This is a genomic window from Saprospiraceae bacterium (genome assembly GCA_016712145.1).
In the GTDB taxonomy this organism is placed as follows: domain Bacteria; phylum Bacteroidota; class Bacteroidia; order Chitinophagales; family Saprospiraceae; genus Vicinibacter.
The window spans coordinates 491,849-504,883 of the sequence record JADJRO010000001.1 but is presented as its reverse complement, the minus strand read 5'-3'; the positions used below and the strand labels follow the sequence as shown (position 1 = coordinate 504,883).

Below are 13,035 nucleotides of genomic sequence, written 5' to 3'. Positions count from 1 at the left end.
TGTTAAAGTTTGATTATTTTTACGGCTTAATACCAGTTTCACTTAAAATAACAATTAATACGCATTTATGTTTTTTACTGAATTCGTGCACACTGCTGAACGTTTTATTAGATATGCAAAACTTGATACACAATCGGATCCCACCTCATCGGAGTATCCTTCTACAAAAAAGCAATTTGATTTATTGAGGCTACTTTATAATGAACTAAAAGAAGCTGGAATTGACCAGGTTGAGCTAGATGCTTACGGATATGTTTTTGCTATGATTCCTTCAAATAGTGACAAAAAGCTACCTACCATTTGTTTTTGTGCTCATGTTGATACTGCACCTGATTGCAGTGGCAGTAATGTAAAACCTTTGTTACATAAAAACTACGCAGGCCAAAATATGGTCCTTCCAGATGATCCTTCAATTGTAATTAGCCCAAATGACTACCCTGCTTTAAATTCTAAGTCAGGTGAAAACATTATAACCGCTAGTGGACTCACCTTATTGGGATCAGATGATAAAGCAGGCGTTACCGCCATTATGGAAGCAGCCTTGTATCTAAAAAATCATCCTGAGATCAAACACGGACCGATAAGAATACTTTTTACACCTGATGAAGAAATTGGAAAAGGTGTGGCTTACCTCGATATGAAAAAATTAAATGCTGATTTTGGCTATACCTTAGATGGTGGCCCACTCGGAGATTTAGAAGATGAAACATTTTCTGCTGATGCAGTTCATATAACGATTGAAGGAGTTTCTACACATCCAGGTTACGCTAAAGGCAAAATGGAAAATGCAATAAAAATAGCATCTGAATTTATAGCATCCCTGCCCAAAGAATTTTTAGCTCCAGAGGTTACAGAAGGGAGACAAGGTTTTGTACACCCTGTTAAATTGGAAGCCGAATTGGAAAAAGCTAAAATCTATTTGATTGTTAGAGATTTTGATACGAAGAAACTTAAAGAACACGAAGATGTTTTGGAACAATTAGTAAAGCAGGTTTTATTAACATATCCTGGTAGTAGTTATACTTTTTCAGTTACAGAACAATATAGAAACATGAAAGAGATATTAATTGACCACCCTCAGGTTACACAATATGCTGAATTAGCAATGATCGAGGCTGGCATTAAGCCAAACAAAGGTTTAATTCGAGGCGGTACTGATGGAAGTAAATTAAGTTTTATGGGGCTTCCTTGTCCAAATTTATTTGCAGGTGAACAAGCGATCCACTCAAAAAAAGAATGGGTTAGTGAACAAGACATGCAAAAAGCAGCTGAAGTAATTGTAAGAATTTGTCAAATTTGGGAACGCAATGGATAAGGTTCATAAAATTCCAGTGTTTCCGCTTCCTGTAGTGGTATTTCCAGATGAAGAAATCAGACTTCATATTTTTGAACAACGCTATAAGCAATTAATTCAAGATTGCTCTGATACGGGGCTAGTTTTTGCTATCCTGCCAATAATTGATGACAGAATTCAGGAATACGGGACGCTGGTAAGACTTCAAGAAATTGTAAAAACCTATGAGGATGGCCGATTGGATATTCGTCTGGAAGCTATTGGTCAAGTTAAAAATATTGCGCTACACAATCGTTGGTCTGGAAAACTCTATGGAGCTATTGAAGCCGAAGCAATAGCTGATATCAGTATGGGTGACCAAGAATTATTGGATAAAATAAAACAACAATTTGGGGTTCTTTGTGAAATCAATCAAGCACAACCCTATCATTCCATTCTTTGGGAACAATTTAGAAGTTATAAATTAGGACATTACGTTGGGTTCACTTTAAAGGAGGAATATCAATTTAGTGCTCTTAAAACTGAAAACGAACGACTTCAAAAATTATTAAATCAATTGGAACTCATGATTGCTCAAAGCACAACGCGAAAAGAATGGCTAAAAAACATGAATATGAATGGAGAGTTTCGCAATTTTGGAAAAGAATCTATAATAGGAATCATTTGAATTTGCTAAACTATTATTAAATAAATTCCCCGCTTAAAAACATAGATCATTGATTACTCAAATCTAGAAATCAAGATTTAATGAAAAAAAATGTGAATACAATCCAATACCTGCATTACCAATATTAGTCATCGCATAATCAATTGTAATTTTTGCAATTTTAATGCCTAATCCGGCTGTAGGATAAAATGATAATTCTTTGGAACCACTTCCGTCAACTGCTAAAGTTCTTTGGAAATTTCCTGCTCCTAGACGCAAGAACATGCGCTTATTATAATCCAACTCAATTCCAAGTTTTGGATCTATATTAAAATGATTAGATGAAATTAAAGATGCTTCAATACCATTTGTTGACCATTCCAAATCAACTGCGGTCAACAATCCGATTTTATCAATCAACTTAAAATTATACGCAATGCCACTTACGATTTTCGGTAAGGTATATTCCACAGAATTAGATGGAATTGAATTATTCGTCTGCTGAAGAACCGCTTTTTCTTCTGTACTAAAAGAAAATGAATAGGCATTGAAGCTTGTTGTAATATCTCTTCCCATTAAAGCAAAGCTCCATTTGTTTTTCTTAAACTGAACGCCTGCATCAAATCCAAATCCCCAGGATTTTGCAAACGAGCCAAATCCTCTATGAATTATTTTAGTGTTGATCCCAACAGACCATGGACTATTATTCAATTTTCGTCCATAAGAAACCAAAAGTGCATAATCTGCTACACTGAATTCTTCAATCCGACTATAATCAATACTTCCGTCTGGTCCTCGCAATCGAAGTGTATTCGGAATTTGATCAATAGACATTCTGATTAAACTAATACTCCCATAACTTAAAGACTGATCGTCTAATGTTTTTCCAAAACCTACGTAATCATAATTTCCAATACCAGAAAACCATTCAGCATGTTGGGCGCTTACTTGAAATTTTGAATTGATATTAATTAATCCAGCTGGATTCCAATAGGCTGCTTGTACTGAATTTAAAGAAGCTGAAACTGCCCCTGACAATGCCATTCCACGGGCTCCTACCCCAATATTCAGAAAATCATTGCTAAATTTAGGCGCTTGAGCGCAAATTGAAAGCGGAAACAAAATCAGCCAAATGACACTTTTTAAAGTCATAGTATGAATTTCAATGCAAATATATAACAAATATTTATAATATATTAATAGCTACAATTTAAACGCAAAAAACGTGTACAAATTGTATAGTTTTTACCGCTTGTGGCAGTTGATCGTTACCGTTGCAGACTCACCAGTATCGTCCATTATGTAAATCTGATGTTTTCCGATTTTCGGATCTATAGCCCATTCATGCGGATTGGCATCCGTTGAGCCCAAATAGACTCCATCAATAAACCAGTGAATATGCGCTTGATTGTCCTTATGAGTTGCCTTTAAAACAATTTTTTGTGTATTGTCTGTTAAATCAACTGGGATAAATACTTCGGTGCCTTTATCCGGATAAACAAATTCCATTTTGTTGATGCGTTGGTCCTGGAATGATCTACAATCATTTCGAACAGGTGGAATAGATACATATCCAGGATTATTTATTTTATAATATGATTCCATAACTGGTGGAAGTACAAAATAATTTTTCAAATGACCCTTCAAATCGCAATCATAAAAAATTCTGTATTTCTCAGATTCATCAACATAATACGAATGATGATAAGGACAAACATCCAGTTCATTTATTTTAATTGGATTCCATATAGTATCTATTTCTTCACAATCAGGAGAAGGAAGATATCCACTGGTTTTACAAACAGCAATAGGATGCATTTCACCATAAGGAATCGGCCATGTAGCTGAACAATTTAGTTGTCCAATTAATTCAAACATAAGCGGTGCGGCTGTATGCAGCCCAATTAATCCGGGTCTTCCCAATCCACTGGAATTTCCTACCCAAACCACTGCGGTGTATTCAGGACATAATCCAACGCACCAGGCATCTTTAAACCCAAAAGAAGTGCCTGTCTTCCATGCAATTTTATTGGTTTTTGAATTATAAAAATTTGCACTTTGATCATTTGACATCTCTGTCCCCATCATTGTTTGAATCATCAATGAAATTGCACCCAAAGAAAGTACCGATGCTAAAGATTTAGAAATTGAATTAGCAAAAGTTTCCGATTTCATAGCATCTGAATCGTGTGAGAGTATATGCATGTTCCAATTTCGAACAGATAATGCTTTTGAATTTTGGAAAACTATCAATTGATTCGCCAAATTTCCATACACATTTGCTAAATCCCAAAGTTTTATTTCTGCCCCGCCGAGAATCAATGCTAATCCATAATCACTGGAAGGCCTAAAAAGACTTGTAAAACCTAAGGCTTTTAATTTATCATAAAATAATGGAACGCCATATTGCTGAAGCAATCGTACAGCGGGAACGTTTAAAGATTGTTGAATGCATTGGTCTGCAGGTACGCAACCCTGAAACATCCGAGAATAATTTTCTGGTCTAAAGCCTGAAATCAAGGTAGGAATATCAGGTAGAAGCTGCTTCGTGCTAATGATTCCTCTATCTAATGCAGCGGCAAACAATAAGGGTTTCAATACACTACCTGAACTCCTTAAGGAATGAATATTATTAACTTTGGTATTTCGAAGCGTTTTTGAAGTATCCGAACTATTGGCCAAATAACTTAACACTTCTCCCGTTTGATTCGAAACTAATAAAATAGCCAGATTATGGATTTCATTTTGCTTAAATGCTTTTGTATACTTTATACTTATGTCTGAAAACTTAGTTTGAATTGAGGCATCGATCGTAGTATTGAATTGATGTTTTTGAGGATATTTTGAAATTAAATACGACAATAACAAATTTGAAACCTGAGGCATATTAAAAATTTTATCAGGTATCTCCTCTAATATAGATAACTCATAAAGTGATTTGTCAATGATACCTTTTGAAAAAAGCAAGTTGAGCAACCGGTTACGTTTTAAATACAATAATTTTCTGTTTTTTTCTAGATGAATGTAGGATGGCTGATTGGGCAATACACTTAATAAAGCAGCTTCTGCCCAACTCAATTCGATCTCATCTCTTTGGAAATATCGCCAAAGTGCAGCATTTAATCCTACTACATTTCCACCGTAAGGTGCTAATGAAGTATACCAATTCAAAATTTCGCTTTTGTTTAAATTAAATTCAATGCCAACAGCAAGCAACGACTCTTTAATCTTATTAAAAATACTTCTTTTTGGATTGCCTAACAGCAATCGAGCCAATTGCATGGTAATGGTTGAACCTCCTGATTTTATTTCTCCGGTTTTGTAATTTTGATAAATTGCACGTAAGACTGAAAGAGGGTCAATGCCAATATGAGCATAAAATCGCTTATCCTCATAATTTACTATACATTGAGCATAGTTTTCAGGAACCGATTTCGTGGCCGGAAATCTCCATTGCCCATCCTTACTGATTTTGGCACCAAGTAATTTATTCTCTCGACTGTATAATACCTTTGAAAATTCCAAATCCTTAAAAAAATAAGGAGCGGAGATCACAATTGCTATAAACAATCCAAATAGAGCCGTCAATACACCATAACCAATTCTCAATACAAATTATTTTCGAGGAACAATTGTATAATTCCCTGCTCTGAATTTTGAATAAATTGAAGGATCATACATGGCTTCGCAATAGAAAGATGGGGCAATGTATTTTCCAGGATAGGCTGCCGTTAAATGGAAACGCAATTCAATGCTCTGATTAGAATTCAGATCAAAATAACTCAAAACCCTGTCGTCACGGATATCCTGATACTCCACTTGGCTTTTCGTGTCATTCAATCCTGCAACCCTTCTGTTTTCAATTTCAAAGCCAGAAGGAAACACCGTTGTTAATGCAATATTTGAAATACGGCCCACAAGCGAGGTGTTCGTTATGGTCACACTCAATTCCAATTCGTCACCAATTTGTAAAACATTGCCTTTGGCAGGTAATACAACATTCATTTTTATACCTTTGGAGCTATTTTGATCAGTTACCTCAATATCTTTACCATACTGAATAATTTTAACCGACACCGGTCGTGTTGAATTGTTTTTGAATGAAAATACTTGCTTTGCTGCTGGTTCAAATTTGACATCATATAGCTCTTTTTCAGATTGAATCAGAGCTTTAGCAGCATTCCAACTGTATTCAAAATCCATTTTACCCAACTTGCTTTTACCGCTTAATGCAGCAATTGCTATTAGCATCATGGATTGCTCCTGGGTCGAGTAATAATCACTTTTTGTACGCTTAATTAACTTATTTAAAAGCGTTAAGGCTTCTTGATTTTTATCTAAAATAGCTAAAACTTGTGCAATCATCGCTTCATCCCGAATATCGGAACCGTAATTGTAATAATCGTCCCGATATGCTTTAAGCTCATAGGAACCCTGGTTCAATAAGGTCTCTGCAATGTCTCTTTTACCCGAAACGGCATAAGCACCTGCAAGTAATATTTTTGAAAAATAATTGTCTGTTTTTGCTGTATATAACTGATTCATGCCACTCCAATCAGGTTTACCTACTAAAGCCATTGTATACAAACGATACGCAAAATTCGTAGGATACCAATACTCTGTATTTTTTTGAATTTTTAAAGATTGATTTGATTTTGATTTTTGAAATTTATACCAATTCTGTAATAGATCTTCTGGCACTCTGAATCCTGCTTTTTTAGCTTCCAACATAAAATGTCCCGTATATGAAGTACCCCAATCCGAATAACTTGGTGAGCCTGGCCAATAGCTAAATGATCCATCTGCAAGTTGAAACAATCTCAATTTTTCAATCGCTTTTTGCACATTGAAATTTGCTTCTTCTTTTTGCTTGGGACTTAAATCAAATAAATTATTAAGTAGAATTTGAGGAAACGCAGCTGAAATGGTTTGCTCAATGCACCCATGTGGATAGTTTAACAATTTATCAATCATATTTCTAATAGACAATCCAGGAATTCCGGATACTTCCAATTTAACATCGCGCGTGCCATTCATTCCAAATGGAGGAATTTGCTCCTGAATACTTTTTCCCGCTTCAACCCAGAATTCTTTTACTTCATGGCTAACAGGGTTTGGATTGTCAACATATAAAGAAACCTGTGATTTAGAAATGTATTTGCCTGAACTTGCAGTAACAGCAATCGAGGCATTTCCAATTTCACCAATTCCTTTAATTGTAAAATAAACTGTTTGATCTCCCGTAGATTTAAATTGCATTGATTTTATAGCAGGTGACTTCAAGCTAGCCTTGCCATTTATTTCAAATTTAAGACTAACATCTTTAATTGCTGCATCCCGAGCAAAAACGGTCACTGGAATTTCAAGTTCATCATTAAATGCAAACACTCTGGGTGCTGTTAATTGAACCATTAACTCATTCTTAACCTGAACAGATTTATCTGTTGAACCAAAAGCTGTATTTGAATTACAAAGCACCATAACCCGAACAGCACCAAAGTAGTTGGATATTGTATACGTATGTTTTTGCTTTCCCCCTTTTGCCAAATAACTTGGAGCACTCCGCAATATGATTGGTTTAAATCGTTTGTTTTTATCTTCTTCAGGAACTTTTTGCAATGCTTCATCCCCACCAACACTAAATATTTTCAACAATTCCCCGTCCATTGCGCCAATGACTTCATTAAAATTATCCCATGTCAAAATAGACAATGCTTCTTTTGACATAATATCATTATATGGATTAGGTGTTTTAAAACGAGTCAGATTCAATAAGCCTTCATCAACTATAAACAATTGATAAGCCATATCTTTATTGTTTTGCTCTGATACTTCAATAGTAAACGGTTCATCCGTACGAAGCGTTTCATTCATTTTAATTACCGGGTTCAATTTTTTATCTGAATCTTCAATTTTTACCGGTATCACGCCATACATCCTTAATGGTAAATCATTCTTTTTGGAGGTTCTGCCTTGAACATAACTTATATCCACATAAACATTTGGGGCCATTTCACTAGTAATGTCAAAGCTATAATTGGTTTTAACTTTTGTAGCATTTACCGATTTGCAGCTTAGGATTTTAGAGCCTCTTAATAAACTAATAATATAATATCCTTGATTTGCACCTGGTAAATCCAGGTTCACTTTTTCCCCAGTTTGATATTGTTCCTTATCTGTTTTAAAAGAAAGAATATTGACAAATTCTTTCTGATCTGCATTATACCCATAGCCTGTATAAAAATAATCACCGGTTAAATAACCGCTTGACATGTTTTTTGCACGGATATAATAGCGATCATAATCATCCAATTTTAATTTCAAGCTAGCCAGTCCGTTATTATCGGTTGTCAATGTAGATTGTAAAACACGTTCTTTGAAGTTGCTATTTTGATATTCACCGGTACTTCCATTTCTTAATTCATACCACCATTGATACTCGACCTTAAATAATTCAATATTAATCTTTCGATTGGCAATTGGTTTTCCATCAGAATCAACTGCAACCAATCGAACCTCTTGCTCCGTACCAATTTCCAAATGTTTAAACTGTCCATCTGAAGGGAGTTTAATTCCAACCAATTCCTTGAAAGGAGAAACATTGGTCTCATAATAATCTGTACTGATTTCACCAGTGTTATCACTAATTTTAGAAATTAAGTTAATTTTTAGCTTACCAGTATTGCTACTAAATTTCCAATTCGGTATTTTAATTTCAGCTAAACCGCTCTCATTTAAGGTTGAATTGAAAAGCTCCAATTCACCTGAAATACGTGAAGATACCGGATCAATAAATTCATATTCTTTATATTTTGAAAAGGCAGGAGCTATCAATTGATACTTCCATTTAATATTAGCTAAAGCTCCGTTTGCAGGTGCCCCATGCAGCCAGGATGCCCGAATTGTAGTTTTATCAGATAAATTTTCCAGGCCTTTTGATTCGATCCCAGGCCATTCTACTTTATATCGATTTGGTTTAATCGTTTCAATTAATAGATTTTTTTCAAAAAATTGAAGGACCCGCCTTTATAGTAGCAGCATACAAGCCCGTAATCGCATTGGATTGAATGGGTATTACAAACGCATAAAGACCCATTAAATGATTTGATTTTGTCTCAGTATATACTTTTTGTCCGTTTGGATTTCTGATTGTAAGCTCTATAGGAAATTGCTCTGGTAATCCCATTTGGATATTATGAAGAACTGCATTCAAATACACCGTATCTCCAGGTCGCCATACTCCTCTTTCTGTATAGAGGGAAGCTTTTAATCCTTCCTGAACACTGGTGCCACTTATATCAAATTCACTTTGAGATAACGATTTGCTTTCATTGATTTTTAAATACGCATAGTGGTCTTTGTATTTAGCCATTACAAAAGATGGAAGACTATTAATGGTAGAGATTGCTAAACCATTTCCATCAGTATTCATATGACTGATTTCTTGAAGTTGGGCGTCAAAATATTGAATTTCTGCACCTTTAACAGGAGTCCCATCAATGACATCAAAGACGAAAGCTGAAGTCTGCCCGGGGTCATTTCCAGCCTTTACTGAAAGCGCAATATTTGATGCAAAAAATGAAGTGTTTGCAAAGTGTTCTTTGCTATAATATTCAATATTGCATGGGTTGTTTACATCATAGGCATTTTCTTCTTCATCAGCACTGTAGTGCCAATAAGGATAGTCTCGCCATAAGGATTTAATATTTGGATCTCCAGTTTCGGTTTGGTAAAAATCCTCAGGAATTTCCGGCTTTTCTTTTTCACAAGTATAATTACTATAAGAGGGCTTAAATGTAATTCGAACTTGATAATAGGCCCCGGGTTCACTTTCAATTAATTCACTCAAATCCAAACCATATCGTTTCCAGTCTTTTTCATTGCTCCCTGGCGCCAGGCTAGCAAGATTAAACGCCTTTTGCTTAATTACTTTGCCAAGTCTTACCAGGTTATACGAACTATACTCATTATCAATTCCAAGGTGAAAACTGTATAATACATTATTTGTAAATGTTTTAAATACTTCAACTTCAATTGTGTGCAAATTAATAGCTTCAAATGGCAAAATAATATTTTTTGTGTAGGGTAAAATAGTTCCCTTTGAAACAAATCGGACCTGTGGTGCATTTGGTTTAACCAGAAAATGATATTCAAAGTCAGATTTTAATTATTTATTATTGTCAGATTTAACCACCCGATTAACTACTACAACGCCTTCAGTTTTTTGCCAAATATCTGGATAACGAATTTGAATAAAATCCTTTTCTTTGTTTATTTCTAGGTTGACAGAATCGTCTTTAAAACGCACCAAACCTCGAACGTCTTGAGTTGCATTTAATATATTAGAAAAATAGATCGTCAATAAATTGTCATCAATTAAAGATTCGTCAACTCCTGTAACTTCAAAATCATCAATACCTGGAATTCTCATTATAGTGCTCTTATTGGATGAATTTCCCTGGACAAATGATTCATCCCACTCTAAATTCAATTCAGTTGATCGGCTTGATCTAGGAATATGCCTAATTATAATGTCGTATTTTAAAGGATTGGATGGATTGATAGAAATTTCAGGTTTTAATTCTAGATGATCCGGTCCAACATGAGCTTTGACAGCTTCTAAAAGCTTTGAAGGATCAATATTGTCATTGGTTTCTATGGTGCCAGACAGATACATCGTATTATTTTCTACGAGTTCTGGCCTTGGAAATAACCAGGAATAGTTTAGACTTACGGGGACATAGCTAAATTCAATTGATATATTTTTAATTGATTTGTCAATCTCCGGAAACAGATAACTTAAATCCAGATTAAACTCGTAATCCTGATTGGATTTAAGTTCTGATTTGTCAGGAAAAAACTCTAATGAATTTATGGAAGTCCAACTACAAGTTCCTTTTAACGCCGGGGTAATATTAAACCATGAAGGATCGACTGCTTGATTTACTTTATCAATTGCAATAATAGGTTTTGTAAATTCAATTCTAAACTGTTCATTTCGTTTTAACAATCCTGATGAATATGCTAAAATGTAATTTTTATAAGCCTCCGGATTATTCTGTATTGAAAGAGATGATTTCTTTGCGCATTGTGAAGTCAAGAAAAATGTTAAAATTAAAAGACTCCATTTAATATTAAATCTCATCATAAATTAATTAAGTTGGTTAAAATTTAGTGCAATTTCTATGTACAAATCTTTTTCAGTTGTAGAATGGTTGTATAATCCCTTAGATTTTAGGTCATATTCATTTAAAAAATCGATAACCTCCTCTATTTGAGCCAACGAATACTTTGAGGCTGCTTCTCTGTAATCTTTTACAAAATTCTTAAATGGAAGTTTTAACAATTTGCTTAATTCATCATCAGATTTATTAAAATTTAATTTAGTAAGCCAAATTCGATTAAAATGATTAAATAGAGAAGCAATTGTAGCAATAATTGGATTTGACTTTGAATGGATAGCCAAGTTATGAAAAATTCGAAAACTTTTAGTATGATCCTTTGCGTTTAATGATTTCTGTAATTCAAATACATTAAATTCCTTACTAACACCAATATACTTTTCGATCTCTAATTTTCCAATTGTTGTACCTTTTGTAACATTTAATTTTAGTTTTTCCAATTCATTTGCCAAGGTCGATAAATCATTTCCAACATATTCCAGCAAAAGGGCCAATGCCTGCTCCTCGAATTTTAATTGCATGTCTTTAGACAATTCTAATAAAAATGAAGGCAGTTGGTAATCAGATAAAGATTTCCATTCATGCCAATAACCTGTTTCTTTTGCGGTTTTTACCCAAGACGCTCTCCCATCAGGTTTTTTAGTAAATAATGCAAATAGAATTGTTGATGGATTGGGATTCTTTAAATAGGCAGCTAATAAATCCCAATCCTTTATGTCCTGAGCATCTCTTACTAAAATGATTTTCCGTTCACCTAAAAACGGAAACTCCCGGGCAAGATCTAATATATTTTTAATATTCGTTTCCTTGCCATATAAGGAAGCCAAGTTAAAATCTTGTTGTTCCTTTGGCAACAAATTATTTGTGACCCAATGTATGAGTTTGTCCATAAAGTATAGCTCTTCGGAACTTACCAAATACACAGGTTTTAATTGATTTACAGCTAATTCCTTTAATACTTCTTTGAATTCCATTACTATAATTCTATCTGTAAAGTTAATGGACGGTAGCATTAAATTGGCCTTAAAAGGTGTAATTTTCTAAATTCTGAAATGCTTTAAAAGCACTTCTTATCTTTAAGCCTGATACACGCGTTATGAAAACTAAAAAATTGATCCTGGTAACCAATGATGATGGTATTTTTGCACCTGGCCTGGTCTCACTGGCCAAATCAGCTTCCAAATTTGGCGAAGTGGTCATTGTAGCTCCCAACAGTCCTCAATCGGGCATGGGACATGCAATTACTATAAATCAACCAATCCGATTGCATAAAATACATACATTTCAAGATATGGATGCTTACGAGTGTTCAGGTACACCGGTGGATTGTGTTAAATTGGCTAAGAATGTAATTCTAAAAGATAGACCAATTGCTATTTGTTTATCAGGAATAAATCATGGGTCAAATGCTTCAATTAATATAATTTATTCTGGAACTATGTCCGCAGCTATGGAAGCATCTTTGGAAAATATTCCCTCAATTGGCTTTTCATTATTGGATTATTCATTTGAAGCTGATTTTGAAGCCTCTTCAGAATATGTGTGTGCTATTATAGAACGAGCATTATCGGAGGGAATTCAAAATTGTAATTTGCTTAATATAAATATACCCAAATTAAAAAAGGAAGAAATCAAAGGAATCAAAGTTTGCAAACAAGCAGAAGGCAGGTGGGATGAAGAATTTAAAGAAGCAAAAGATCCAAGAAACGAGCCCTATTATTGGTTAACTGGTAAATTTGTATCTTCGGATTTAGGTACAGATTCTGATATCTGGGCTCTTGAAAATGGGTACATAAGCATGGTCCCTTCTGGACATGATTTGACTGTTTATAAAGCAATTGAAGCTAATAAATCGTTTGAGAACATCTAATTAACATAGATTAATAAATTTGAGATCGAATTATTTAAAAACT

At 34.4% G+C, this 13,035-nt stretch carries 9 protein-coding genes; 3 read left to right on the top strand and 6 right to left on the bottom strand.

Going from position 1 to position 13,035, the window contains the following annotated elements; translation table 11 throughout:
• Positions 1 to 67 precede the first annotated feature (67 nt).
• Both pepT and IPK91_02145 read left to right on the top strand, forming a co-directional pair.
• Positions 68 to 1,315 (top strand): peptidase T, encoded by a 1,248-nt coding sequence (gene pepT, locus IPK91_02150; GenBank protein ID MBK8296093.1) that lies wholly within the window; start codon positions 68 to 70, stop codon positions 1,313 to 1,315.
• Positions 1,308 to 1,961 (top strand): LON peptidase substrate-binding domain-containing protein, encoded by a 654-nt coding sequence (locus IPK91_02145; protein MBK8296092.1) that lies wholly within the window; start codon positions 1,308 to 1,310, stop codon positions 1,959 to 1,961. The genes pepT and IPK91_02145 overlap by 8 nt, the downstream gene beginning before the upstream one ends.
• 63 nt (positions 1,962 to 2,024) lie before the next feature.
• Here the strand turns inward: IPK91_02145 and IPK91_02140 are convergent, their stop codons facing one another.
• The 6 genes from IPK91_02140 to holA all read right to left on the bottom strand — a co-directional run bounded on the left by IPK91_02140 (position 2,025) and on the right by holA (position 12,096).
• On the bottom strand, positions 2,025 to 3,092 hold the full coding sequence (locus tag IPK91_02140; protein MBK8296091.1) for a PorV/PorQ family protein: 1,068 nt from the start codon (positions 3,090 to 3,092) through the stop codon (positions 2,025 to 2,027).
• Positions 3,093 to 3,185: 93 nt separating this feature from the next.
• Complete coding sequence (pbpC, locus tag IPK91_02135; protein ID MBK8296090.1) at positions 3,186 to 5,549, bottom strand: penicillin-binding protein 1C; 2,364 nt, start codon at positions 5,547 to 5,549, stop codon at positions 3,186 to 3,188.
• A 6-nt stretch (positions 5,550 to 5,555) separates the two neighbouring features.
• On the bottom strand, positions 5,556 to 8,774 hold the full coding sequence (locus tag IPK91_02130) for a hypothetical protein (GenBank protein MBK8296089.1): 3,219 nt from the start codon (positions 8,772 to 8,774) through the stop codon (positions 5,556 to 5,558).
• Between the two features lie 169 nt (positions 8,775 to 8,943).
• The gene (locus IPK91_02125) at positions 8,944 to 9,984 is read right to left on the bottom strand and encodes a hypothetical protein (protein ID MBK8296088.1); all 1,041 of its coding nucleotides are present in this window, start codon (positions 9,982 to 9,984) and stop codon (positions 8,944 to 8,946) included.
• Positions 9,985 to 10,107: 123 nt separating this feature from the next.
• On the bottom strand, positions 10,108 to 11,088 hold the full coding sequence (locus IPK91_02120; GenBank protein MBK8296087.1) for a hypothetical protein: 981 nt from the start codon (positions 11,086 to 11,088) through the stop codon (positions 10,108 to 10,110).
• Between the two features lie 3 nt (positions 11,089 to 11,091).
• Positions 11,092 to 12,096 (bottom strand): DNA polymerase III subunit delta, encoded by a 1,005-nt coding sequence (gene holA, locus IPK91_02115; protein ID MBK8296086.1) that lies wholly within the window; start codon positions 12,094 to 12,096, stop codon positions 11,092 to 11,094.
• 122 nt (positions 12,097 to 12,218) lie between these two features.
• On the opposite strand from holA, the gene surE reads away from it, so the two are divergent.
• Positions 12,219 to 12,992, top strand: a complete 774-nt coding sequence (gene surE / locus IPK91_02110; GenBank protein ID MBK8296085.1) for a 5'/3'-nucleotidase SurE — start codon at positions 12,219 to 12,221, stop codon at positions 12,990 to 12,992.
• Positions 12,993 to 13,035 lie beyond the last annotated feature (43 nt).